The organism is Pseudomonas sp. B21-053 (assembly GCF_026016365.1).
GTDB lineage: Bacteria > Pseudomonadota > Gammaproteobacteria > Pseudomonadales > Pseudomonadaceae > Aquipseudomonas > Aquipseudomonas nunensis.
This window is the reverse complement of the sequence record NZ_CP087205.1, coordinates 2,543,035-2,568,169: the sequence shown is the minus strand read 5'-3', so window position 1 is coordinate 2,568,169 and position 25,135 is coordinate 2,543,035. Positions and strand designations below refer to the sequence as shown.

The 25,135-nt window shown below is 58.6% G+C and carries 25 protein-coding genes; 9 read left to right on the top strand and 16 right to left on the bottom strand.

Features of this window, described 5'->3' with window-relative positions; genetic code table 11:
- Positions 1-68: 68 nt before the first annotated feature.
- Positions 69-995, bottom strand: a complete 927-nt coding sequence (locus tag LOY68_RS11935; RefSeq protein ID WP_265044789.1) for a Gfo/Idh/MocA family protein — start codon at positions 993-995, stop codon at positions 69-71.
- A gap of 153 nt (positions 996-1,148) precedes the next feature.
- On the opposite strand from LOY68_RS11935, the gene LOY68_RS11930 reads away from it, so the two are divergent.
- Together LOY68_RS11930 and proP are read left to right on the top strand one after the other, a co-directional pair.
- The gene (locus LOY68_RS11930; RefSeq protein ID WP_163910419.1) at positions 1,149-2,054 is read left to right on the top strand and encodes a bestrophin family protein; all 906 of its coding nucleotides are present in this window, start codon (positions 1,149-1,151) and stop codon (positions 2,052-2,054) included.
- Positions 2,055-2,170: 116 nt separating this feature from the next.
- The gene (gene proP, locus LOY68_RS11925; protein WP_163909506.1) at positions 2,171-3,673 is read left to right on the top strand and encodes a glycine betaine/L-proline transporter ProP; all 1,503 of its coding nucleotides are present in this window, start codon (positions 2,171-2,173) and stop codon (positions 3,671-3,673) included.
- A 125-nt stretch (positions 3,674-3,798) separates the two neighbouring features.
- Here the strand turns inward: proP and LOY68_RS11920 are convergent, their stop codons facing one another.
- Together LOY68_RS11920 and LOY68_RS11915 are read right to left on the bottom strand one after the other, a co-directional pair.
- Positions 3,799-4,254 carry a hypothetical protein gene (locus tag LOY68_RS11920; protein WP_163909505.1) on the bottom strand — a complete coding sequence of 152 codons (456 nt, stop codon included), beginning with the start codon at positions 4,252-4,254 and terminating at the stop codon, positions 3,799-3,801.
- A gap of 293 nt (positions 4,255-4,547) precedes the next feature.
- Positions 4,548-7,451 carry an EAL domain-containing protein gene (locus LOY68_RS11915; RefSeq protein ID WP_265044788.1) on the bottom strand — a complete coding sequence of 968 codons (2,904 nt, stop codon included), beginning with the start codon at positions 7,449-7,451 and terminating at the stop codon, positions 4,548-4,550.
- Positions 7,452-7,681: 230 nt separating this feature from the next.
- Between LOY68_RS11915 and LOY68_RS11910 the strand changes: the two genes are divergently transcribed.
- Positions 7,682-8,353 carry a class I SAM-dependent methyltransferase gene (locus tag LOY68_RS11910; RefSeq protein WP_265044787.1) on the top strand — a complete coding sequence of 224 codons (672 nt, stop codon included), beginning with the start codon at positions 7,682-7,684 and terminating at the stop codon, positions 8,351-8,353.
- A gap of 9 nt (positions 8,354-8,362) precedes the next feature.
- Here the strand turns inward: LOY68_RS11910 and LOY68_RS11905 are convergent, their stop codons facing one another.
- The 6 genes from LOY68_RS11905 to LOY68_RS11880 all read right to left on the bottom strand — a co-directional run bounded on the left by LOY68_RS11905 (position 8,363) and on the right by LOY68_RS11880 (position 14,415).
- On the bottom strand, positions 8,363-9,400 hold the full coding sequence (locus tag LOY68_RS11905) for a GGDEF domain-containing protein (RefSeq protein WP_163909502.1): 1,038 nt from the start codon (positions 9,398-9,400) through the stop codon (positions 8,363-8,365).
- A 54-nt stretch (positions 9,401-9,454) separates the two neighbouring features.
- Entirely contained in the window at positions 9,455-9,850 is a 396-nt protein-coding gene (locus LOY68_RS11900) for a RidA family protein (protein WP_163909501.1), read from the bottom strand.
- A 17-nt stretch (positions 9,851-9,867) separates the two neighbouring features.
- Positions 9,868-10,851 (bottom strand): GlxA family transcriptional regulator, encoded by a 984-nt coding sequence (locus tag LOY68_RS11895; RefSeq protein WP_265044786.1) that lies wholly within the window; start codon positions 10,849-10,851, stop codon positions 9,868-9,870.
- Between the two features lie 579 nt (positions 10,852-11,430).
- On the bottom strand, positions 11,431-12,834 hold the full coding sequence (locus LOY68_RS11890; RefSeq protein WP_163909499.1) for an MFS transporter: 1,404 nt from the start codon (positions 12,832-12,834) through the stop codon (positions 11,431-11,433).
- Between the two features lie 496 nt (positions 12,835-13,330).
- Complete coding sequence (locus tag LOY68_RS11885; RefSeq protein WP_265044785.1) at positions 13,331-13,927, bottom strand: hypothetical protein; 597 nt, start codon at positions 13,925-13,927, stop codon at positions 13,331-13,333.
- A 29-nt stretch (positions 13,928-13,956) separates the two neighbouring features.
- Positions 13,957-14,415, bottom strand: a complete 459-nt coding sequence (locus tag LOY68_RS11880; protein WP_265044784.1) for a metallophosphoesterase family protein — start codon at positions 14,413-14,415, stop codon at positions 13,957-13,959.
- Positions 14,416-14,609: 194 nt separating this feature from the next.
- Between LOY68_RS11880 and LOY68_RS11875 the strand changes: the two genes are divergently transcribed.
- Positions 14,610-14,864, top strand: a complete 255-nt coding sequence (locus LOY68_RS11875) for a DUF6555 family protein (RefSeq protein ID WP_163909496.1) — start codon at positions 14,610-14,612, stop codon at positions 14,862-14,864.
- Between the two features lie 190 nt (positions 14,865-15,054).
- Here the strand turns inward: LOY68_RS11875 and LOY68_RS11870 are convergent, their stop codons facing one another.
- On the bottom strand, positions 15,055-15,930 hold the full coding sequence (locus LOY68_RS11870) for a LysR family transcriptional regulator (RefSeq protein ID WP_265044783.1): 876 nt from the start codon (positions 15,928-15,930) through the stop codon (positions 15,055-15,057).
- A gap of 103 nt (positions 15,931-16,033) precedes the next feature.
- Here LOY68_RS11870 and LOY68_RS11865 point away from each other — a divergent pair, with 103 nt between their 5' ends.
- The 4 genes from LOY68_RS11865 to LOY68_RS11850 all read left to right on the top strand — a co-directional run bounded on the left by LOY68_RS11865 (position 16,034) and on the right by LOY68_RS11850 (position 18,366).
- On the top strand, positions 16,034-16,627 hold the full coding sequence (locus tag LOY68_RS11865; RefSeq protein WP_265044782.1) for an NADP-dependent oxidoreductase: 594 nt from the start codon (positions 16,034-16,036) through the stop codon (positions 16,625-16,627).
- Positions 16,628-16,645: 18 nt separating this feature from the next.
- Complete coding sequence (locus LOY68_RS11860; protein ID WP_320110097.1) at positions 16,646-16,969, top strand: zinc-binding dehydrogenase; 324 nt, start codon at positions 16,646-16,648, stop codon at positions 16,967-16,969.
- Between the two features lie 34 nt (positions 16,970-17,003).
- Positions 17,004-17,873, top strand: a complete 870-nt coding sequence (locus tag LOY68_RS11855) for an NmrA/HSCARG family protein (protein ID WP_265044781.1) — start codon at positions 17,004-17,006, stop codon at positions 17,871-17,873.
- Between the two features lie 91 nt (positions 17,874-17,964).
- The gene (locus LOY68_RS11850; RefSeq protein WP_265044779.1) at positions 17,965-18,366 is read left to right on the top strand and encodes a DoxX family protein; all 402 of its coding nucleotides are present in this window, start codon (positions 17,965-17,967) and stop codon (positions 18,364-18,366) included.
- Positions 18,367-18,630: 264 nt separating this feature from the next.
- Here the strand turns inward: LOY68_RS11850 and LOY68_RS11840 are convergent, their stop codons facing one another.
- Positions 18,631-19,530, bottom strand: a complete 900-nt coding sequence (locus LOY68_RS11840; RefSeq protein ID WP_163909491.1) for an AraC family transcriptional regulator — start codon at positions 19,528-19,530, stop codon at positions 18,631-18,633.
- A 156-nt stretch (positions 19,531-19,686) separates the two neighbouring features.
- Here LOY68_RS11840 and LOY68_RS11835 point away from each other — a divergent pair, with 156 nt between their 5' ends.
- Positions 19,687-20,445, top strand: coding sequence for an SDR family NAD(P)-dependent oxidoreductase (locus tag LOY68_RS11835; RefSeq protein WP_265044777.1), 759 nt, complete (start codon positions 19,687-19,689; stop codon positions 20,443-20,445).
- 132 nt (positions 20,446-20,577) lie between these two features.
- On the opposite strand, the gene LOY68_RS11830 is transcribed toward LOY68_RS11835, so the two are convergent.
- From LOY68_RS11830 to LOY68_RS11810, 5 genes are all read right to left on the bottom strand, one after another.
- Positions 20,578-21,204 (bottom strand): LysE family translocator, encoded by a 627-nt coding sequence (locus LOY68_RS11830; RefSeq protein ID WP_265044776.1) that lies wholly within the window; start codon positions 21,202-21,204, stop codon positions 20,578-20,580.
- 67 nt (positions 21,205-21,271) lie between these two features.
- Entirely contained in the window at positions 21,272-22,270 is a 999-nt protein-coding gene (locus tag LOY68_RS11825; protein ID WP_163909488.1) for a bile acid:sodium symporter family protein, read from the bottom strand.
- A 106-nt stretch (positions 22,271-22,376) separates the two neighbouring features.
- A complete protein-coding gene (locus LOY68_RS11820; RefSeq protein WP_054048774.1) occupies positions 22,377-22,640 on the bottom strand; it encodes a hypothetical protein in 264 nt (87 codons plus the stop codon).
- A gap of 21 nt (positions 22,641-22,661) precedes the next feature.
- A complete protein-coding gene (locus tag LOY68_RS11815) occupies positions 22,662-23,600 on the bottom strand; it encodes a class I SAM-dependent methyltransferase (RefSeq protein WP_265044774.1) in 939 nt (312 codons plus the stop codon).
- Complete coding sequence (locus LOY68_RS11810; protein ID WP_265044772.1) at positions 23,597-25,015, bottom strand: iron-containing redox enzyme family protein; 1,419 nt, start codon at positions 25,013-25,015, stop codon at positions 23,597-23,599. The genes LOY68_RS11815 and LOY68_RS11810 overlap by 4 nt, the downstream gene beginning before the upstream one ends.
- Positions 25,016-25,135: the final 120 nt, after the last annotated feature.

Here is a 25,135-nt window from a genome sequence, read left to right as displayed (position 1 = left end):
AAGCCTCTCAACGCGTTCGGCTGAGCGCCTCGTCACCAGCCCAACGCGCTCGTTGCCCATAACCACTACTAATCGTAGAACGCCTCAACCAACACCCGACTCCCCACAAAAAAACTATCCGCAACCAGCCGCAACGGCTGCAAGTCCAGGTCACTGGCCTTGTCACCAATCAACTGCTGAAAATGCCGATACACCGGCGCGTACTCGCCCTCCTCCGACACCGTTTGGCGCACGCCGTCGATGCTCAACAGCGCACCACCGTTGTCCAGGCGCAGAACGCCTTCGGCGCAGCGGATTTCGATGCTCCAGAGTTCGTCATGGCCATGGTCGAAGTCGAACTCCGCGCGGATATCGAGCTGGCGCGCATCGGACATTTTGATGTCCGCAGCAATCGGCGACTGGCAGTTGTTGGGGACGCGCAGTTCGGCGGATTCGACAAACAGCGGCGACGGCAGCAGATGAGTAACTATCGACAAGGCATTGATGCCCGGATCGAACACGCCTAGGCCGCCGGGTTGCCAGATCCACGCCTGGCCGGGGTGCCATTTGCGCACGTCTTCCTTCCAGTCGATCTGCACGCTTTGCAGGGTGCGGGTGGCCAGCCAGTCGCGAGCGGCTTCGATGCCCGGCGCGTAGCGCGAATGCCAGGCGAACAACCCGCTGACGCCTTGTTCCGCGACCTGATTCACCAGCGCCATCGCTTCGCCCAAAGTGGCGCACGGCGGTTTTTCCACCAGCACGTGTTTGCCAGCGGCCAACGCTTGTTGCACCAGGGCGAAGCGTCCTTGCGGCGGTGTGCAAAACGCAATCGCATCGACGGGCGGGCCGTTTTCCAACAGCTCGCCCAGGGACTTGAAGTTCTCAACCCCGACGCACGGTTGGCCTTGGGTGGCGACAGACACTAACTGGAACGCGGGATTGGCGTGGATCGCGGGGACGTGTTGATCCTGGGCAATCTTGCCGTAGCCCACCAGACCGAGACGGATCGGTTGCATCACTGACTCCTGATTGTTTTTCTTATCTTGATAAGCGAACGCGCAAGATTACACCTCTCGGATCATTGATCGCAGCCCCCACCGAACCTTTACCCGGCAACTACCGTCCGAGTTAGAGCGTTAATGCCAAACACTCCGCTGCGAGGTCGCCGCTTGAAAGCCGCTGTCATCAAAAAATACCGCCTGATCATCAAGACCATGGGCTATGTGGGCTGGGCCCTGTTCTGGTTATTGCTGTGGGATATCGCTGTCACCGTGGACTTCATGCTGTTTCTCGACAGCAAGATCACCTTGCCGCTGATGCCTTTGACGTTGCTGGGTTCGGCGTTGGTGGTGCTGATCAGTTTTCGCAACAGCAGTGCCTACAATCGCTGGTGGGAAGCGCGCACGTTGTGGGGCGCGATGGTCAATAACTCCCGCAGCTTTGCGCGGCAAGTCCTGACGTTGCTGGATGACCGGGGTAACGAGGTCAATCCGATGAAGGCCACCCTGCTGCGGCGCCACGTGGCGTATGTGAATTGCCTGGCGGCGCACCTACGGGGTCAGCCGTGCCCGGACGAGATACGCGCGTTTATTCCCGCCGAAGAGTTCGCGCGCAGCGGCACCACCAATAATTTTTCCAACGATATTCTCAACGGAACGGCGGCGTTGCTGGCCCAGGAATACAAGGCCGGGCGCCTGGACAGTATTCGCCTGGCGCGGCTCGAATCGACCCTGGTTGATCTGTCCAACAGCCAGGGCGGCATGGAGCGGATTGCCAATACGCCACTGCCCTACCCTTACGTGTATTTTCCACGGCTGTTTATTTCGCTGTTTTGCCTGATTGTGCCGGTGGGGCTGGTCGAGTCCCTGGGCTGGTTTACTCCGCTGGCCTCGACGGTGGTGGGCTTCATGCTGCTGGCCATCGAACGCATCGGCACCGATTTGCAAAGCCCGTTTCGCGACAGCGAGCACCAGATCCAGATGGAAGCCCTGTGCGAAACCATCGAGAAAAACCTGCAATCGATGCAGCGTGATTCGCTGCATGGCGATCGACTTGCGTCTCCCGCTATCGCCTAGCGCTGATAAAAAAAGCGCTGGGCGGTGAATTATTCAGTGTCCTCATGTATCTGAACCAAAGAGTACGTGCCATTAAAACAATGGCAATGAAATGGATCAGCGACAGAGTAACTCGGATGAAATCACGCAAAAAAACCGTCAATCCGATCGGATTGGAAGACATCACCATTGTCGACGACGCCAAGATGCGCAAGGCGATCACCGCCGCCGCACTGGGCAATGCCATGGAATGGTTCGACTTCGGCGTCTATGGCTTTGTCGCCTATGTGCTCGGCAAGGTGTTCTTTCCCGACGCGTCCCCCAGCGTGCAGATGATTGCCGCGCTGGCGACCTTCTCGGTGCCGTTCCTGATCCGTCCCCTGGGCGGTCTGTTCTTCGGCGCATTGGGCGACAAATACGGTCGACAGAAAGTCCTCGCGGCCACCATCGTGATCATGTCCCTCAGCACCTTTGCCATCGGACTGATTCCCTCCTATGCCTCGATTGGCATCTGGGCGCCGATCCTGCTGTTGCTGGCCAAGATGGCCCAAGGTTTCTCGGTCGGCGGCGAATACACCGGCGCCTCGATCTTCGTCGCCGAATATGCCCCGGACCGCAAGCGCGGTTTTCTCGGGAGCTGGCTGGACTTCGGCTCGATCGCCGGCTTCGTCCTCGGCGCAGGCCTGGTGGTGATGATTTCTGCGGTGATCGGCGAAGAGAAATTCCAGGAGTGGGGCTGGCGCTTGCCGTTCTTCCTCGCCCTGCCCCTGGGCATGATCGGCCTCTATTTGCGTAACGCACTCGAAGAGACCCCGGCGTTCCAGCAGCACGTCGAAAAGCTTGAGCAAGGCGACCGTGAAGGTCTGGCGCGCGGCCCGAAAGTGTCGTTCAAGGAAGTGGCGACCAAGCACTGGCGCAGCCTGATGACCTGCATCGGCGTGGTGGCCGTGACCAACGTCACCTACTACATGCTGCTCACCTACATGCCGAGCTACCTCTCGCACAACCTGCATTACAGCGAAAATCGCGGCGTGCTGATCATCATCGCGATCATGGTCGGCATGCTGTTCGTGCAGCCTTTGATTGGCTTTATCAGCGACAAGATCGGCCGCCGGCCCTTCATCCTGTTTGGCAGCATCGCGCTGTTCTGCCTGGCGATTCCGGCCTTCATGCTGATCAACAGCGGCAAGCTGGGGCTGATTTTCTCCGGTCTGCTGATCATTGCCGTGGTGCTCAATTTCTTCATCGGCGTGATGGCTTCGACCCTGCCGGCGATGTTCCCCACCCACATCCGCTATAGCGCGCTGGCCAGTGCGTTCAACGTCTCGGTGCTGATCGCAGGCCTGACCCCGACCCTGGTGGCGTGGTTGGTGGAAAGTACCAACAACCTGTACATGCCGGCGTATTACCTGATGGTGATCGCCGTGGTGGGCCTGGTGACTGGCATCACCATGAAGGAAACCGCCAACAAGCCGTTGCGCGGTGCGGCCCCGGCGGCGTCCGACCTTGAGGAAGCGAAGGAACTGCTGCAAGAGCATGAAGACAATATTGAGCAGAAGATCGAAGACATCGACGCGCAGATCGCGGAACTGGAAGCCAAGCGCAAGAACCTGGTGCAACAGCATCCGCGCATTGAGTGACATCCGGTCAACCCGCACGTGTCCTATCGGCAATGGTGCGTTGGCTGGGGCGGCGGGCGTAGGCGCGCGTTTAATCACACCAGGTGAATTGAACGCACGCCTGCTTCATACAACGAACTGCTCACTCAATGCGTGATGGCTTCACATTCAGTGCGCTGGTCGCTGTTGGAGATCGAGTTGCAATTGCTTCTGCCTCCGCCTGCCTTGGCATTGCAGTAAGCGCGCTGGTCACTGTCGCTGATGCTGTTGCAATTGCTGCGGCCGCCGCCCGATTCTGCGTTGCAGGTGGCGCGCAGGGCGGAGTCGGAGATCGAGTTGCAATTGCTGCTGCCTCCACCGGCCTTGGCATTGCAGTAAGCGCGTTGGTCACTGTCGCTGATGCTGTTGCAATTGCTGCGGCCGCCGCCGCTTTCTGCATTGCAGGTGGCGCGCAAGTCGGAGTTGGAAATCGAATTGCATTTGCTGCTGTCTCTATCCGCCCTGGCATCGCAGTAAGCACGCTGATCACTGTCACTTAGGCTGTTGCAGCCGGCAAAGGCATAACCGCTAAGCATCAACAGCATCGCAACAATAATTCTCATCACTCTCTTCCCTGGTTTTCCGGGAAACAGCCCGGCACTGTCTGGCTCTGTAGGACGCGCGCTGCAAGGCGCATGTCAAATTGACACTACTGTTTAGAATAGTTCCCTTACTGCGGACGAAGTAGCCATGTGGAAGCAATCACACGACTTGGTTGCGACCATTTCGCTTGGTTTGATAGTCCGCATCATCGGCACGCACCACCAGGTTTTCCACCGTGTCGTCCGCGCCGCAAGCCAGGTGCAAAAACCTGGTGCAACAGCACCCACGCATCGACTGACGGGGCGATCGGTCGTCAGCCCTGACGACCGATCAGCTCACTCGCCAACAACGCCTTCAACCCCATCGGTTTGGCAAAGTAATAACCCTGGGCCTGCCCCGCGCCCATTTCGCGCAGCAGGTCCAGGGTCGCTTCATCCTCGACACCTTCCGCCACCACGCTCAGGTCCAGTGATTCGGCCATGCGCACAATCGCCCGGACGATTGCGCGGCTGCGCGGGCTGCTGGTCAGTTCGAGGATGAACGATTTGTCGATTTTCAAGCCGCTGAAACGGTACTGGTGCACGTAGCTCAGGGATGAAAACCCTGCGCCGAAGTCATCGAGCACCACCGACATGCCGTTGTCGGCCAGTTGCTGCATGGTCAGTCGCGCAATCGCCGGCTCGGCGACCAGCGCACCCTCGGTCAATTCCAGGCAGATCCGCGACGGCGCGACCCCGTGTTGCGCCAGCAAGGCAAGCACGTCACTGGCGAAGTCCGGGCGCGTCATGCTGTAGCTGGAGCAGTTGACGTGCACTGGCGGCCAATTGGCGTGCTCGGGTTGGGCGAGGATCACCGCGATGCTGGTCAGCATGTACAAATCCAGTCGGCCGATCAGGCGCAAGCCTTCGACATCCGGCAAAAACTCGCCCGGCGCGATCACCCGGCCGTCCGGCTGATGCCAGCGGATCAGCGCTTCGAGGGCCAGCAGTTCGCCGGTTTCAACGCTGACAATCGGCTGGAAATACGGCAGAAGTTCGTTGGTGCGTTTGAGCGCGTTGCGCAACGCCCCTTCCCGTTCGACTTGGTCCGAGACCTCGCGGCGCACTTCCTGGTTGAACACCGCGTAGCTGTCGCGCCCGGCACTCTTGACCCGGTACATCGCCGCATCGGCGTCGCGCAACAAGTCGGCGGGCTCGTGATGGAACTGACTGTCGGCGCTGACAATGCCGATACTGCAGGATGAAAAAACCTGATGGCCATTGATGTTAAACGGCAGGTCAAACGCCACCAGGATCCGTTCGGCGATTTCGATCACCACCTCCAGCGGCGCCTCGGGCGCGAGCACCGAAAACTCATCGCCTCCCAACCGCGCCAGCATGTCGGTGTCACGCAGGCAACCGCGCAGACGCTGGGCGGCCTGCATCAATAGCAGGTCGCCGAAATGGTGGCCGAGGCTGTCGTTGACCATTTTGAAACGGTCGAGGTCGATGAACATCACGGCCAGGTGTCCGCCCTCGCTGCCGAACTGCGACCAGGCCTGATTAAGGCGCTGTTGCAGGTAGGTACGGTTTGGCAGCCCGGTCAGCGCATCGTGAGAGTTCTCGTGTTGCAACTTGGCATTGGCGTGATCGAGTTCGCGGGTGCGGTTCTGCACCCGGGCTTCGAGCTTGAGGTTGGCGGCGTGGATCGCTTCGGCGGCGGTGCGGCGCGACAGGGCGGTGTCGATGTGTCGCGACACAAACGTCAGCAATTCCTGATCGCGCAGGGTGTAGCGCACTTGCGAGGTATAGCTTTGCACCGCCAGCACGCCGCGCACCACATCGCCATCGAACAACGGGATACCCAGCCAGGAATAGGATCGGTAATACACGTCGGCGGGTTCTATTTCAGCGTCCACCGTCAATCGATCAGCCTCATCGGCATCGATCAGGCAAGCTCGACGCTGACGGATCACGTACTCGGTCAAGCCCCGGCTGCCACGCCGTGCTACCGGGCGAACCGTTTGCCGCTCATCGACGTAATAAGGAAAGGTCACTTCAGCGGTCGCGTCATCGAACAGCGCAATGTAGAAGTTCTGCGCGAACAACAGATCGCCGACGATGCCGTGCAAGGTTTTAAACAACTCGGCCATGTCGCCAGGCTGGCTCGACAGCTCAGCAATCTGGAACAGCGCGCTCTGCAGATGTTCGGCGCGCTCCCGGTCGGCCACTTCCTGGCGCAAGGCGTCGTTGAGTGCCGAAAGCTCCAGGGTGCGGCGCATCACCGTCTCTTCCAGATCGGCGCGGTGCAGAATCCGGTCCAGCGCCATCGCCACATGCCGGGCCACCACCAGGAACAGCGCGCGGTCTTCAGCGCTGTAGGCACGGGAAACGTCGTAGACCTGCATCGCCAGCATGCCAAACACGTCGTCCGAGGCATTCTTCAGGGGTGCGCCCATCCAGAACTCGGGACGATCGCCCACGCAGTAGAAACGCCCCTCGGCCTGAGCCGCGAGAATGCCCGCAGAGTCGATCAGCAACGGCTGGCCCGTGGTCAACACATAAGCGGTCAGCGACAGGTGCGCAGGGTCAAGGTATTCATAGTTCTCGGACTCCAGCGCTTCAACGTCGATGATGTCGACGTAATACGGGTAGTCCATCTTGCCGGTGCGTGGGTCATATAGCGCGAGGTAGAAGTTCTCGGCGTCGATCAGGCTGGCCAGCAGTTGGTGAACCCCCACCAGAAACACCGAGCGGTCGCGAGTCGAACTGGCCAGGTAAGTAATTTCATACAGCACACGCTGGGTAATCTGCGCGCGGGCCAGGGTATCGGTCTGGACCTGAATGCCCAAACGCTGGGCAAATTCGTCGAGCGCCGGTTCTTCGGCATCGTCAATCGGCGCGAGCAACCAGCCGAGCACACTTTCGCCGCGACCGGTCGGCCAGCGGTGCAGGCGCCAGGTCTGGCAAAAGGCTTCAAAGTCTTCATTCGCAACGCTTGACGGCCACTGCACCCGCGGGTCGCCCTGCCCGACCAGATGCATTTGCTCACCGGCGCGATAAACCACCCAAGAGGTGGTATGCGCCCAGTTGCGCGCTGATTCCAGCAAATGTTCGATGGTATCTCCGTTGCCAGCGTAGGCCATGCCGAGCGTATCCACGTTCCCTTTTAGTTGAGAGGTGGTAACACCGCAATCGTTCGATTGCCGCGCAGAGTCGGTCAATGGACGAAAACTCATTAGCGCTCCCTGGGCTAAAAAACTGGCGATACTTTCTTATTGAACACTAGCGATGTACCAGTGATCTTTCCGTTTAAAGCTTATGGCAACTTTTATCAATAGTTTTATGCGCTTTAGTGCCAAGTATGGGACGGACGACGATTTATTCGCTAGTTATTGTTCAGGAGCACTGCTTCCTCGCACATCAACTTGTCCTATCCTTCATCCAACCAACCACTCTGGACATCAACATGCCCGCCCCGGAATCCACCCTTCTCGACAGTTGGCACCACAACGCCCAACCGTGGATTGATGCCATCCGCAACGGCACGATCGAAAGCCGCCTGCAGGTCACCGACCAGGCGATCCTGCTGGCGGTGCTAAGTCGTCAGCCCGCACGGGTTCTGGACCTCGGTTGCGGTGAGGGCTGGCTGTTGCGTGCATTGGCTGATCGAGCCATTGAGGCGGTCGGGGTGGATGGCGATGCGACGCTGGTCGAGGCGGCGCGAACGGCGGGTTCTTCGCAGGTGCAGGTGGCGAGCTATGAAGCGTTGGTGGAGGCGGAGATTGATATCGGCAGCGACTACGACCTGATCTGCGCCAACTTCGCACTGTTGCACCAGGACATCATCCCGTTGCTCGCCGCCATGAACGCCCTGCTCGCCCCCGGTGGCGCGCTGGTGATCCAGACGCTGCATCCGTGGACTGCGGCGGCGGGCGATTATCAAGATGGATGGCGCGAAGAGACGTTCGCCGGGTTCAAGGGCCAGTGGCAACCCATGCCGTGGTATTTCCGCACCTTGTCGAGTTGGCTGAATGCACTGGACATGGCCGGTTTTCGGCTGGTTGGCCTGCAAGAACCGCAGCACCCACAAAGTCCGGTGCCGCAGTCGTTGCTGTTGGTGGCTGAGCAACGGGGCTGAGCGCTGGCCTCACACGACTTGATTACGCCCATTGCGCTTGGCCTTGTACAGCGCGTCATCGGCCCGAACCACCAGGCTTTCCACCGTGTCGTGCGCGTTGGCAAGGGCGACTCCGAACGACGCCGTCACCGTATCCAACACTTCATTGGTGCCGCGCGCCTTGATCCGCAGCGCCTGAATCTTCTGGCGCAGCAACTCGGCAACGTCACGGACAGCCGAGAGGTCGGCGCAACCACGCAAGATCACGCAAAACTCTTCGCCGCCATAACGGGCCGCCAAGGCCTGGGGTGGCAGTGAGTTGCGCAGCACCTGCCCCACATGTTCAAGCACGCGGTCGCCCAGCGGATGGCCGTACTGATCATTGAATTGCTTGAAGTGATCGATATCCAGCATGACCAGCGCGACACCCTGCGCCTCGGTGCGCAGCGCTTGCTCCAGCACGCGGGAAAAGGTGTTGCGATTGAGCACTTGGGTCAGGCCGTCGAGCGTTGCGTCGAGTTGGGCTCGCTGCAGTTTATCGCGCAGGCTTTTGATCTCGTTCTGCGCCGAATGCAGTTGAGCGAGGAAGCGCTCTTGCTGATCGTGCATCGCCTGAGTGCTCTGTTGCAGCTCGATGAGGATGGTCGGCAATCGCTTGTCGTCCGGCTCTTCGAGCATTTCCAGGCATTGTCCGAGGCTGGCCTTGAAATTGAGGCTGCCACTGACGCTATGGGAGACGTCGCGCTCCATGCCATCAACCAGGTTGATCGCTTGCTGCTGGCCGGCGCGGGCATCTTCCAGTTCGTCGCGAATGATGAAGTCGCGGAACAACTTCGATGCAGACTCCGAAGGGAAATAGTCGAAGTCTTTGACCACCCGATCCAGATGACGATTGAGCTCCGGCTCCAGGCCTTTGCTGTAGGTGTACCAGAGCGCGTAGTGCACCGGATTCGGCGGAATATTGTGTCGCACCATGAGCGGCACGGCTTGTTTCAACAACGCAGCCGCCTCGCGGTAGTCCTCTGGATACAGTGCTAAAGCAGTCGCATGCAGCTCTGATTGGCTCATGACTTCACTATTATTGGTTGTTATTGGCGAATTCGAATGCGCGGCAGCATAGCGTTACGTTCGACGCACCGCTATGCACTTGATCTCCACCAATAATCCCGGATGAGCCAGTTCACTCACACCGATACACGTCCAGGCGCACAGCCCCTTCGGGAACAGGCGGTTTTTCACGTCCCGAAACACCGCCATGTGCTTCGACATATCAACGTGGTAGGTCGTCATCTCGACCACGTCCTCGAAGGTACAACCGCCCGCCTCGAGCACCTGGCTGAGGTTTTCCCAGGCACACATGAACTGCTGCTCAGGGTCTTCGATGACTTGCAGGTCAGGCGTCCGGCCCACTTGGCCGGCACAGTAAAGTGTGTCGCCGACCTTGACCGCAGGGGCATAACCCGCGCGTTCGACGATGGGTTTCATGGCGGCAGGAATGATGATTTCACGGTCAGGCATTACGGGGCTCCGGGGGGTTATTTGACCAACCGCGTTTCCTTGGACGGTCGGTAGCCAAAGTACGAGCTGTAGCATTTGCTGAAGTGGCTGGGCGACACAAAACCGCACGCCACCAGCACGTCCACCTGGGACAGTTCGGTGTGCTGCAGCAAGCGCCGCGCCTCGGTAATGCGCAGTTCCATGTAATAGCGTTGCGGCGTGGTGCCCAGTTGTTCCTTGAACAAACGCTCGAGTTGGCGACGGGATCGACCGGCGTAAACCGCCAGTTGCTCCAGCTCCAGCGGCTCTTCGAGGTTCGCGTCCATCAGCTTCACCACCTCGCGTAGCGGTGCGCTGACGCAGATATTTTCCGTCGGCTTGATGCGCCGGTAGCGGGATTCTTCGAACGCCAGGATGTCTTCGATGCCTTCGACCAAGGCCTTGTCGTGCAAGCCTTTGATCCAGTCCAGCGCCATGTGGAAAGCACCGGAAGGACTGGACGCCGTGAGCCGGTCGCGATCGATCACGTAGGGCTCGCTGGTGACTTGCGCAGCTTTGGCGATTTCGGCCAGTGCGGGGCGATGTTCGGGGTGGATGGCGCAGCGGTAGCCGTCGAGCAAACCGGCGCTGCCGAGGAACCACGCGCCGTTCCACAATCCGGACAGGATCACGCCGTGGTCTGCCGCGCTTCTGAGCAAGTGGATCAACTCATCGCTGGCTTTGAGTTCGGTGCGGTAGCCGCCACAAATGACCAGCAGGTCCAGGTCCTGAATCGCGGCACCTTCGAAACGCGCATCGGGCCGGATGACCAGGCCCAGGTCGCTGATAACTTCGCCATCGTGCAAGCCGAACGTTCGGGTGGAGAACAACTTGGGGCGAAGCAGGTTCGCGGTGACGATCGTGTCCAGCGCTTGCGTGAAGGCCGGCAGTGAAAAATGCTCCAGCAGCAAAAAGCCTGTGCGCGCCATGGGGACTGGCTCACCCGATTGCTCATTCAAATAGCGGAGATTTTTCCCCTTCATGCCTCCGCTGAATTGGCGTCGTTCGATCAAGGTCTGGGTTACTCGATGATGAGGGCTGATAACCCCACATGCTAACCCCCAGACTGGTGTTCGGGCTATCGGGCTGAATTGCTGACCTTTACCTGATTGTAGGAGCGAGGCTTGCCCGCGAAGGCGGTGTGTCAGGCATGACGCCTTCGCGAGCAAGCTTTGCTCCTACAAGGGATTGGTGTTGGCCGCAAATCCTGCGAACAACATCGAACAAATGTGGGAGCGGGCTTGCTCGCGAAAGCGGTGTGTCAGATGGCGGGGTTTTCGACTGGGCTGACGCCTTCGCGAGCAGGCTCGCTCCCACAGGGGATTGGTGTTGGCCGCAAATCCTGCGAACAACATCGAACAAATGTGGGAGCGAGCCTGCTCGCGAAATCGGTGTGTCAGATGGCAGAGTTTTCGACTGGGCTGACGCCTTCGCGAGCAAGCCCGCTCCCACAGGGGATCGGGCTTGCTCGCAACTCTTGCGAACGATACCTAACCCATGTGGGAGCGGGCTTGCTCGCGATGACGGTGGCACAGCCACCGTCGATCTAACTGATGAACCGCTTACAGATCAGTAATTTCTTTATGCTGCGGCACCAGCGCTTTCATCACGCTCCACGCCACCAGATAGGCCAGTGCGCAGATGGCAAACATGATCATGTAGCCGGTGTGAATGTCGTTGATCGATTTGTAGTAGTCGAACACCCAACCGCCGATCTTGGTCATCACCACTCCGCCCAAACCGCCGGCCATGCCGCCTATCCCCACCACCGAAGCCACGGTTTTTTGCGGGAACATGTCGGACACGGTGGTGAAGATGTTGCACGACCACGCCTGGTGCGCCGAAGCGCCCACACCGATCAACAGCACCGGCACCCAGAAGCTGATGTAGCCGAACGGTTGCGCCAACAACACCAGCAGCGGGAACAGCGCGATCACCAGCATGGCTTTCATGCGACCGTCATACGGCTTGTCGCCGCGTGCCATGAAGTAGCTCGGGAACCAGCCGCCACCGATGCTGCCGACCATGGTCATGCTGTACAGCACCGCCAACGGAACCACGATGTCCGGGCCTTTCATGCCGTACTGCGCCGACAGGTAGGTCGGCAGCCAGAACAGGAAGAACCACCACACGCCATCGGTCATGAACTTGCCGAAGGCAAACGCCCAGGTCTGGCGATAGGTCAGCAACTTGAACCACGAGACTTTCTTGGCCACTTCGCCCGCCACCGGCGTAGCGATCACTTGCACCGGTTCATCGCTGCGGATGTAAGCCAGTTCCGCCGCCGACAGACGCTTCTGCTGCTCCGGCTTCTGGTACAGCGTGATCCACACGGCCACCCAGACGAAGCCCAACATGCCGATCACGATAAACGCCGCTTCCCAACCCCACAGGCCCGCAATCAACGGCACGCAGATCGGCGCCAGAATTGCGCCCACGTTGGCACCGGAGTTGAAGATGCCGGTCGCGAACGAGCGTTCTTTCTTCGGAAAATATTCCGCAGTGGCCTTGATCGCGATCGGGAAGTTACCCGCCTCACCGATCGCCAACACCGCGCGGGACAACATGAAACCGGCAATCGACACCGGGATCACCGCCAAGCCGAACGCACTGCACACCGCGGCGATCCCCTCGCCCATCGGCACCGCAAACGCATGCATGATCGCACCCGTCGACCAGATGCCGATCGCCACCACAAACGCGGTCTTGGTGCCGATCTTGTCGACCACCCGACCTGCGAACAACATGGAAATGGCGTAGACAAACTGGAACACCGAAGCAATGTTGGCGTAATCGGTGTTACTCCAACCGAACTCCGTCGACAAACCCGGCGCCAACAGGCTGAGCACCTGACGGTCGAGGTAATTGACGGTGGTGGCAAAAAACAACAGCGCGCAGATCGTCCAGCGGTATTTGCCTACGGCTTGGCCGACGCGTTGCGCATTGATGGGTTCATTCAGATTCATAGCATCACTTTATTATTGGATTAGGGTGATGAACTCTCGACAACCGGACGAGAGCACAGGTGCACGTTCTCCATGCCCGGCGGCTGGAGTCAGACCTGTAGCAACTGCTATGGGGTATTTGTTGAAACCGTTGCCTGCAACGGACCGGACTGTGCATCAAGGCAAGCAGTCAGGATCGAACCACGGGGAGCGGAATTCGGGGAGACGAGTACGCAGGTTGGATTCATGATGGGGCCGACACTCTTTTTTATTTTTAGGGTTCAACAGCGATCTATCGTCTGTCGTCGTACAACTGTGCCTTTTATATCGAGGCTAATACCTGGCTGTCAATCTGAAAGATGGCCGTTCGTCATGACACGACCTCTCTATCCAGATCCAGCTCAGTAGGGAATACGACGGGTACAGGCGGGTTCAGTGGCGTGATTTGCTGCGCCAACAGCAGATGGGATGAAAAAAGCCGTTGTACGACAACGAAAGATCTAACCGGCGCGGGATATCACTCATCGGCGCCGCAATCGACATCGCCTGCGCCCATATGATCGAAGCCGGTCAGCATGACTGACGTAACTCCTGAAGACGGATCGCTTGGGCGTTTGCCCGTCGAATCATCGGCCGATTCATATTGCACGCTGGTGTCCATGATATTTTCCGGCAATGTCCCCTGCTCTGTTTCGGACAACAAGTAAGCTTCGGCGCGCGGCAATTTGAAGGCGTTGCGGACCTCGGCCTCGTTGAATGTCCCCTTGAGCAAGAGCGTCACCTGCTGCAACTCCCCATGCTCCCAGCTCAATTGCACCTGCGTCGCGAGCGGATGAATCCTGGCAGCCAGGTTTGCGGGCAATTCCGGGCCTTCGGTGTAGGCATCACCATTGCTGCAGGGGTCGCCTTGATTTTCGTAGCCCTTCAAGCTGCAGTTGAAGCGCTTGTCGCGATGCCCCAGCGACTGCTCCATATAGCAACCAAACTCGCTCGAAGACATGCGCGGCCATGCCAGCACATCGACGGTGGGCGGCGGCAGTCCAGCCCCCAAGGTCTGCCCTGCACAGGCCAGCAACGCGATGAACATCGCCATATCGGTATTGATCTTGAGCATCTTTCTTTGCACCAGAAGGCCAGGGACGATCATTCCACCAACGATACCAGACGCGGCTCCATCGACGTCGCCAGCACCTCAAGCAGCGCCAACGTCACCGGCAACTTGAAGCGGCGCCGCCCTGCACTGCCGGGATTGAGAAAAAGCCGTTCACCGCGCCATTCAATCAGTGGTTTATGAGAGTGGCCAGTGATCACCAGCCTGACGCCTGCATCGAGTGCAACGGGGACATCGGCAATGTCATGCACCAACAGCGTCTTCCAGCCATGGAGGTCGAAATACAGAAGATCGGCAATCTGTTTTGCCCACGGCGCGTCCAGGTCATTGTTGCCGCGCACGACGTATAGCGGAGCGATGGCCGCGAGTTGCTCAAGGATTTCCGCGCTGCCAATGTCACCCGCATGAACGATCCGTTCACAGCCCTGCAACGCCGCAATCGCCTCGGCACGGAGCAAACCATGGGTGTCAGAAATCACACCAATTTTCATGTACCGCTCCACATAAATGAATGACCTCGCCACCGGTCATTGCCATTGAACTCTCGCCTCACAGCACCGTCCAGCAGCGCCTTCAAACCCGCAATCTTCCCTTCAGAAATCAATCAGTAACAACAACTGAAAACGCTTTGAATTTTTTTCTGGCGCCACCACTCCTTTATCTATGAGCAAATGGAGGGGGCCTCATGAAGACCGATCTTTACATCATTGAATACCAGCTTCACGGGCAGACAAAATCATTCATCATCCGCGCGCAAAGCATGACCAATGCCCAGGCCTGGCACTGGGCGAGTTGTGATGCGGGGATAGCGCCGATACCAAAACCTGGCAGGCCACCACTCAAAGTCGTGTCCAAACCCCAGGCGGAAAAGTATGGGCTGACAGAGGTCAAATGGCGCGAGTCGGCGACGCTGAACTGGACGGAGGTTTCGACATCATGACTGTGGCCGGCAGCATCCCCGCAAAAGTTTGCTGTTGAATATGTCGGCGTTGGATTGAAGCAAAGCCTTCCCAATCATAAATCAACCAGTCGTGGGAAAAATTCTCGCATTCGGGACATTTGTGAGTTGGTGGAGGACTGCTTGCGATGTAACCACAGCGGGTCAATACCCGAGACCAGTAAGCGGCCTTCTATCCTGTCAGTACCAGAGACATGTCCGGATACTTCGCGCATATGAAATCGACGAATGCTCGAACTTTTGGAGTAGCCAGGCGCCTGGAGGTATGTAAGACCCAAAGCTCGGGTTCTACACCCGATACCGTGCCCCACTGGACCAACTCGCCACGGGCGAGCTGGTTCCATGCGATGGACTGTGGAATCAGGGCAACACCACCGCCGGCGACAGCCGCATCGCGGACCATCAGTAACGAGGAGAATCGCAGCCTTGGAATAGGCTCCAGAACCAAACGCCCTCCGTCGAGACTCCAGTGGGTCGGCTGGAAGCTCGACGTTACGATGCCAGGAATGGGTCTGACTTCCCCCGGATCGGGCTTAAGCACTTCTGGCGCCGCCACTACTACCAGCCGGTCTTTGGCGAAGCATCGGCCGACCAAATTGCTGTCTGGGCTCGGATTGATCCGAATGGCGACGTCGAATTGCTCCTCCACAAGGTCAACCAAGCGATCCTCCGCCACGACTTCGATTTCGACCTCCGGGTAGGCGGCACAGAATTCTGCTCCGATGCGGCCCATTGCGAGCTGGGAGAACAGGACTGGGGAGGCGACACGCAAGCGTCCGCGAGGCGTCGATACGCCCTCGCGAGCCGTTGTCATGGCATCGGCCACCTCGCTCAACGGTCCTTCTGTTCGAGCCATCAACAATTCGCCAGCTTCGGTCAGCTTCAGGCCGCGAGCGCTGCGCTCGATGAGCCTCACCCCGAGTTGCTCCTCAAGGTCGGAGATTCGACGCGACAAGGTGGCTTTGGATATGCCGCTCGCACGGCTCGCCTTTCCAAGCCCCTCATTCGTTGCAACGAGTATGAAATCGATCAGAGCGTTCAGATTCATGGTGTTCCACTTTTGAAACGAAGTGTCTGCATTTTGGTGTCTACGCATTATCCGTGCAACAGCCTATCTTCTCGTCATCGGAACTCGATACGAGGAACTGCAAATGAGCACCCTGCAACGAGCTGTACTGATCCGGGCATACGGCGGCGCTGGCACCGTGGAAGTGGCCACAATCAAAAAACCGGAACCTGAACAAGACGAGGTTCTCGTCCGGGTTCGTGCCGCCGGCATAAATGGCATTGATTGGAAAGTCCGCGAAGGTCATGTCCGAAACGCGTTTACGCTTCCATTACCAATAGTGCTGGGCGCCGAAATGGCGGGGGTTGTCGAGGCTGTCGGCCCCGGTGTCTCTCGCTTCCGTATCGGCGATCGTGTCATGGCCGCGATTGGGAAACTGGGCGCCTACGCCGAATTCGTGAGCATCAGTGAATCGAGCCTCTCCCTGACGCCTGAGAATCTTGATGATGTGCATGCTGCTGCGGTTCCTGTCGCAGCCGTGGCAGCCTGGAATAGCCTCCATCATGCGGGGCCGATCCATCCAGGCCAGCGCATCCTTATTCACGGCGCGGCTGGTGGGCTGGGCGCCTATGCCGTGCAGTTTGCCAAGCGGGCAGCTGCCGAGGTCTTCGCAACGGCGGGCACGACTGACCTGGATTATGTGCGCAGCCTCGGCGCCGATCATGTCATCGACTATTAAGCCCAACGTTTCGAAGACATCGTCCGGGACATTGACCTGGTGCTCGACTACGTCGGGGGCGAAGTACTGGATCGCTCCTGGCAGGTGCTGGCTGAGAACGGCGTCATTGTCGGCACGTCATCACCCGACATTCTGGCGCGCACGCCGGCGAATCGCCGAGGCCTGTGGTTCATGAACAAACCTGATCCCGAACTTCTGGCTTCGCTGGCAAAAGAAATCGCCAGCGGCACGCTGCGGTCCAGGATCGGCGAGGTCATTGGCTTCGCAGACATACCCACGGCGATTGAACGCAATCGCACCGTTTCCGGAACTGGAAAAGTCGTTGCGGACTTCTCTCGCTGATCCACTCCCCTCTAATCAATGCAGGAGATTCAAAATGAGCATTCTCGTTATTGGTGCCACGGGCACTATTGGTTCACTCGTCACTCAAGGTCTTGCCGACGCGGGCGCCGAAGTCAAAGCGCTCGTGCGCCAAGCGGGTAAGCGCGACTTCCCGGCAGGCGTCACTGAAGTTGTAGCAGACCTCACCGATGTACCTTCGATGCGCGCTGCGCTGTCTTCGATACGGACGCTGTTTTTGCTCAACGCCGTTACGCCCGACGAGGTCACGCAAGCCCTCATTACGTTGAACCTCGCTCACGAGGCCGGCATTGAGCGCATCGTTTACCTCTCGGTGATTCATGCCGACACGTTCACCAATGTTCCGCACTTCACTGGCAAGCATACCGTTGAGCGCATGCTAGAAAGCCTCGACATCCCGGCGACTATTCTGCGCCCGGCTTACTTTATGCAAAACGACCTGATGGTCCAACAGACGATCCAGAACTACTCGGTGTACCCGATGCCGATCGGCTCGGCGGGCGTCTCGATGATTGATGCACGCGACATTGCCGATGTCGCCGTGGCAGAACTGCTGCGACGCGACAAGGCATCTTCGGCTCTCGATCGTGTAACGCTGGAGTTGGTTGGGCCACAAGCACTGACGGGTGCATCCGTGGCCAAGACCTGGAGCTCAGCCCTGGATCGTGAGATCGCTTACGGTGGTGACGATGTAGCGGCCTTCGAAGGGCAACTGGCTTCGTACGGTCCCGGCTGGTTGGCATACGACATGCGCCTGATGATGGCGGGTATCCAGACGTTCGGCATGCAAGCAACTGAAGGAACCGTGGACCGACTGGAAGCCATCATTGGGCACCCGCTGCGTTCTTACGAAGACTTCGTCCGCGAAGCGACTGCTGGCGTTTAAAACAGGGCGGGGGGCATTATTTTCAACCAATGCATTGTCCCCTGTTAACCCATCTTCGTTCGGCTCCGCGCCGTCTAAAGTGGACACTGACATGAGTAATAAAGCGTTCAATCAATCCGCCAGCACGAGCACGGCGTTCAAGTACACGTCCCTTGGATTACGTCTTATAGCGGCCTTGGCGTTTCTGGCAGCTGGCGGTGCCAAGCTCGCTGGCGCGCCAATGATGGTCGATATCTTCGAACATATTGGCTTGGGTCAGTGGTTTCGTATCGCGACGGGGCTGATCGAAATCAGCGCTGCAGCCGCTTTGTTCATACCCGTCACCACGGGATTGGGAGGGCTGCTGCTGGCGATCACTATGTGCGGTGCGATTTTCACCCACCTCTTCGTTATCGGGGGCAGCCCTGTACCGGCAATCTTGTTGCTACTCATCACAGCCAGTATCGCCTGGCTCCATCGCGACAGTATTTTGAGTCTGATCCGTCCAGTGTAAGCCTCACCTTGCGGGAATCAACGCGATGACTACTTCCTCAACCGCTCCTGACACCCGAGTGCCCCGGCCTATTACTCATCGCACTCGAGGAGCGGCAGGTCATGGGCCTGTATCCCGCCTGATGAGTCCTTCCGATCTGGGTCGCGTCAAGCCCTTCGTGCTCCTTGATATCTTTGACGTCAGGGGCAATGTCATGCGCGAGTCTTGCCCATAAATTCGGCCTGGACTAGTCAGTCGTCAAGAATCCAAAAGTCAGTCTGACCTTTACGCCCTTGTTGAATTGGCGATTGCTTGCCGTACCTCGCGCACGTCGCGTGCAGGCGATACGCCGAATTGCCTTAGGTACTCGCGGCTAAACTGTGATGCGCTCTCATAGCCGACAGCGAACGCCACGTCAGACGCGCGATGCTCGCCGGCAAGCAAAAGCTGGCGAGCTTCCTGCAATCTGAGCTGTTTCTGATATCGGAGGGGACTGAGGCCAGTCATCGACAGAAAATGGCGATGCAGACTTGCCCGGCTCATGCCGCTTGCATCGCACAACGCATCGATGCGAAGTCGGACATTGTAATTGTCTCGGATCCACGCAACGGCCCGCCGGATGCTACCCAGTGCGCCTTCGGGTTGGGCAATCTGACGCAGTAGCCGCCCCTGAGGGCCTAGTAGAAGACGATAGAGCAACTCCCGTTCAACCATGGGGCCGAGAACCGGGATATCGGCAGGCGTGTCAAGCAATGACAATAAGCGCAGCAACGTGTCACGCAGCGAAGCGGTCATCGGGTTTATCGTGATGCCTATCCCCTTTTGTTCGCTCTCGCGAACCGGGGGCATAGTCGTCGCCAGTTCCGCCAGTATGGCCGGATCCAGAACGAGCGATACCGCAACGTAGGGCTGCCCTCCTTCAGCATCTAGAATCTGCCCGATCAGCGGCAGGTCCAGGGCGCTGATGAGATATTGCTCACTGTCGTAGCTTAGAAGATTGTCGTTAATCGCAACGCGCTTCGAACCTTGAAGAATGAAGCAGATCATCGAGCGATAAAGGCATGGCGCCTTGTCTGTAGAGCCTTGTCCGACGCAGATGTCCACACGCGGGATCGGTGTAAAAGTCAAACCCGGTGGCGCATGGCGCAGGGCTATATCAAGATGCGGTGCAAGGTCATTGTTCATGAGCCGATTATGCCTACGCCCCGCGACCGCGCAATGTGATTGATACAATCAGGCAATAAACTGAGCTTACTGGGTGTGGGTTACAAACCTGTCATTGCCTATCTTGAGCGGGTCAAAAACGCGCAGAAACGCGCGTTTACCTAGCAGAGACAAACCATGACCAACCAGATCGCACTCATCACTGGCGCCAGCCGTGGCCTTGGCCGCAACATGGCGCTTCACCTTGCCAAGCGCGGCGTCCACATCATCGGCACCTATCGCAGCGGCGAGGCAGAAGCCGAATCGCTGATGCGAGAAATCGAGGCACAGGGCGGCAAGGCCGCGATGCTGCCGCTAGACATCACCGATACTGCCAGCTATCAAGATTTTTCTAACGCACTGACTGATACGCTGAAGACAGACTTCGGCCGCGAGCGCTTCGACTTCCTCATCAACAATGCCGGCAATGGCCTCTTTGCGAACTTTGTTGACGCGACCGAGGACCAGTTCGGCTCACTGGTCGCCACACACCTTCGCGGGCCGATTTTCCTGACACAGAAGCTGTTACCGCTCGTGGAAGACGGCGGTCGTATCCTGAACGTTTCCTCCGGCTTCGTGCGCTTTACTCTGCCGGGCTACAGCATTTATGCGGCGGTTAAGGCTGCAGTCGAGGTGCTGACCCGTTTCATGGCCGTAGAACTCGGTTCGCGCCGAATTCGGGTGAATGCAATTGCCCCAGGCGCCATCGCAACCGATTTTGGCGGTGGTGCGGTGCGCGACAACAAGGATGTGAACGCCTATGTGGCACAGGGCATCGCGCTGGGCCGTGTCGGTCTGCCGGAAGATATAGGCGGTGCGGTTGCCGCCATCCTGTCCGATGACATGGCCTGGGCTAACGGGACGACTTTTGACATCTCGGGCGGGCAGTTGCTGTAGCCACCGCTGCCTTCACTCCATCCTGTCGCCGCCCTATCGAGAGACAACCCGATGGGAAAGGTGCGGTTGCCCAAGGTGGAACTGCCGGATAGGACGCAGGCAATACAATAGCGGTAGGCTCCCCAACCTCCCCTACCGCTGCTGAAAAGCCACCTTTACCCCAAGCCCGACAAACATCGTCCCGATGATTTTCCCTTCCCACCGACGCAGCCCCGACAGGCCTTTGATCAACCGGCTCAAAGGACGAATGCTGAGTGCAAGAACGCTGGTATAAGTGGCGCTGAGCGCCGAGAAGATCAAGCCAAGCACCGCGAATTGAATCAGGGATGAGCCCGACTCCGGGTGAATGAATTGAGGCAGGAACGCCAGGAAGAAAATCGCGGTTTTCGGGTTCAGCACTTCTGCGCCGACCGCTTGGAAAAAGGCCTGGGTCGAGGTCACGTCAGCCAATTGCTTTCGCTCAGTAGCGCCTGGCTTGGCCAGAAAGGCGCGCACGCCCAGGTAGATCAGATAGCACGCGCCCACCGTCTTCACGACATTAAACGCGAGCGCCGAGGTCATCAAAATCGCCGATAGCCCCAGCGCAGCACTCAGCGTATGGATCAGGTCACCCGATGCAACGCCCAGCCCTGTGGCGATCCCGACTTTACGTCCGCCCTGAAGGGTGCGTGTGATGACCAACAGCACCGCAGGGCCGGGGATTAGAAACAGACCGATCACGACGGCTACGTACGTCACGATAGAGGGCAGATCAAACATCGCAAGTCACCTCGAGGCAGGACAGGGCCACAGTTATCCTGATACGAGGTTCGAAAGCAACAGGTCCTTACGGATCAACCTGCCCCATCATTTCGGCGACCGTTTCCGTGCGATTGGCGTAGCGCTGCGCCAACACCGCACACACCATCAATTGAATCTGATGGAACAACATCAACGGCAGAATCAGCACGCCCAAGGTGCTGCCGGCAAACAGCACCTGGGCCATCGGCACGCCGGTGGCCAGGCTTTTCTTCGAGCCGCAGAAAAGGATGGTGATGCGGTCTTCCTGGCTGAAACCGAAGGCTTTGCCGAGTACCGTGGAAGCCAGCAACACCAGCCCCAGGACGATGCAGCACACGACCACCAGGCCGCCCAGTTCCCAGAGCGGAATCTGATGCCAGATGCCTTCGTTCACCGCCTCGCTGAAGGCACCGTAGACCACCAACAGGATCGAGCCCTGATCAACGAATTTCAGCCAGCTCTTGTTGCGCGCCACCCAGTTGCCGACCCAGCGCCGCGCGATCTGCCCGGCCACGAATGGCAGCAGCAGTTGCACGCTGATCTTCAGGATTGCATCGAGGGTCGAGCCGCCATCGCCGTGCACATCCAGCAGCAACGTGACCAGCAACGGTGTGAGGAAAATCCCGAACAAACTGGACGCCGCCGCACTGCAAATCGCCGCCGGGACGTTGCCCCGCGCCAGCGAGGTGAAGGCAATTGCCGACTGAACGGTGGCGGGTAGCGCGCAGAGGTAGAGCATGCCCATGTACAGATCGTTGCCGATCAGCGGCGACAGCAATGGCTTGAGCGCCAGCCCGATGATAGGAAACAGGATGAAGGTCAGGCTGAACACCAGCAGGTGCAAACGCCAATGGCCGGCGCCGGCGATGATCGATTCGCGGGAGAGTTTGGCGCCGTGCAGGAAAAACAGCAGGGCAATCGCGATGTTGGTCAACCAGCCAAAACCGACCGCAACCTGACCGCTGGCGGGCAGGAGACTGGCGAGGATCACCACGCAGATCAGGGTCAGGGTGAAGTTGTCGGGCAAGAAACGGGGGCGGGTCATCAGTAGGGTCATCCGGGCGCCAGGAACATAGCGACCACTCTATCCCGATGTCCGGTGACCGACTAACGCCAACGGGCCAGCAGATAGCGCCAAAAGGACAGAAAACCTACCGACTAACCACTGAATGGTAATCCCCTCCCGCCACCGCACGCGAATAAGCTGCATCTGCCTCCAGCCGCAAATCTCGCCACTCTTCCCAATTCACAATGCCCTGGCGATCCATTTCATCCGCTTGCCGAAGCAGCTCTTCATGATAGGCATCTGGGCAATCCATCCGCAGCGCGCAGTTCTCGAGCGCACAGTGCCAGGCATCCAGGGCGCAGAGCCGCTGTTCTTGAGCAGGAGTCAGCTGGTTTTGGAATGATTTCATGACGGTATCCTGAAAAAGGAACTACACCGGTAGACGTCGCGTGACGATCAATTCCACGGCCGCGATGCGATCAACCTGTTCATAGCCGGCCTCCAGCAACTCCTCGCCGAAGACGTCCGGGTCAAGCTCACGGTAACGCCAGTCCAGCGTCGGTTGATCCAAAGCCTCTTTGACTGACGCGAGAAACGGATCCTGGCCATCAACGATGGCAACGCCGGTATACAGCAGCAATGACCCGCCCACGGCCAAGCGCTCAAGCGATTCGTGAACGATCCGCACCGACAGGTCCGCGCCGAGCGCATCACCGCCATGGCGATAAGCCCGTTGCCTGGAATCCTTCATGTAAGGCGGATTGGCGACGATCAAGTCGAAGCGCCCTTCTACATCATTAAGCACATTGCTGGCGTGGCAGGCCACGTTGTTCAGGCCTGCGAGTTTGGCGTTGATCGCGGTGAACTCGAGCGCTTTGGGGTTGATGTCTACTGCGAAGACTTCAGCCTGGGGCTTAGCCTGGGCGATAAGCATCGCACCGGCGCCTGTGCCGCAACCGATGTCGACGGCGCGCTTGATGGCGCAACCGGTGGTTTGCACATGGCGGTTTATGGTTTGAGCAAAACGGTAGGTATCCGGGCCGAAGAACACCGAGTCTTCCTGGGTGGTCGGGAAGGCAGAATGAACCAGCAACAGGTTATCCAGTGATGACCATCTGACCGTACTGTTGAGCCGTTCATGATCACGTTCCAACACGCCGCTTTCGATCAGTTCGCTCTCTTCTTGGTGTGGCAGCAAACCGTGCTCGAATGGCCGATTCCAGCCAAACGCATCGCGCAGTGTGCTGCCGATGGCATTGCCAGCCCTGTCGTTGACCCGTTGATGAGTGATGGGCGTTGGCGTCACGAACGTGTATCCGCTAGCTCGCAGCAGCTTGCCTAGTTGCAACAGCGCGGTTTGTCCGCTCATACCGCTTGCCCCTTTACGTTCTCGCTCATCACCTTGACGAACTCCCGAGTGGCGTAGAGCCCGGCCGGGGTCGCATGCATGGCCGGGCACATGAACGCGCCAAGCACAGCCATTTTTTCACTGGCCGCGCAGTGTTCGAGATCGCTCAGCAGCCCTTGCAGGTCCGGGTCGGTTGGCATGGCCGGCGACGCTACATCTGCATTTGCAGGGCTCTTGCTCCTGAACTGAAATCGAAAGGCATTCGTAGCGCTTTCTTCCACGATCCGCTCACCTGCAATCCAGTCCCACAGCAGCTGTTTTTCGTAACCCGAGAAGACGCCAAACATCGGCGCGCCCGCCCCGTCGATCAACTTCCAGAACCGGCTGTTGGCCGGGTCCTCATCGCGCTTGATCCAGCCTTTGTTCAGCAAGACATCGAGGAATGCCGGGATCTGATCGGGTTCCGCCAGCCACTCATTCACGGTCTTGCCTTCCAGACGGCAATAGTCCGAATGCATGTGCTGGCCGAACGAGCGTTTGCGTTCGAGCATGGCGATGACTTGCTGCTCGAGGTCGAAGGACTTGATGATCGCCGTCGAGCCAATCCCCAGTTCATTGAGCTTGTAGCCTTGCACGACACGCCGATAAAACTCATCGCGCTCCGCCCCCATCGGCATCAGCGACAGCACACTCTGGGCGGCCTTGCGCGCATGGCCGGTGCTGGCGTTGTCGATGGTGACGTGCAACGAAAAATAGTACGGATCGATGCCCAGCTCATTCAATTCGAACGAGGTGATCAGCAAGTGCAACGGCAGCTGTTCATAGCCCAGGTTGTAGCCAATGACTTCGGGCAGAAACGCAGCGCCGTGCTGCCCCAGCGCCAGCTGGATCGCGCCCTGCTCGTAATAGATATCCGCCAGCGTATAGCCGGGGTCGCAGTCCAGGTCGGCGATGAGTTTTTTATACAACGCCACATGATTGAGCGCCGGTTCGCCGTCGCCCAATTCCTCCAGATACGTACGAATCAGCCCATGAAACCGATAATCCGCCCACTGCGGCAGCAGGCCGTAGAGCCACGCGCCATCGACTAACTTGGTCGGCGCGACATGCTGCAAGAAGTACAGCGCATGGCTGCGCCCCGTGAAAAATCGTCGAGGACCGCCGGCATGCCGCTCTTGCAGATACGCCGAGTACTGCTCGGCGACGTTCGCCACACCCTGGCCGATCCAGTCTTCAAGCGCCTGCGGGTTGCTCGGCACTTCGCAAGCCGCGTGCTCGGCGCGCGCCAGCTCGTGGTGCAGAAAGTCGACAACATCGACATCGCGCAATGCTTCGCTCGGCTGCATCAAGGCGTCGTAAACGGTCTTGGCCTGATTGCTGTCGGTGGCTACCGGGCTACCTATTGGCGTGCCTGTAAGGGTCTGAAGGTGTGTCATAGGAATACCTGGCAGTCTCAACACTTCAAAAGTCTCGGCTTTGCGCCGCTCTAATTCTTACGATTCACCCCTATTCAGAAGATTCATTGAATTTCACGACTGTCCGTTGGACGGCAATTT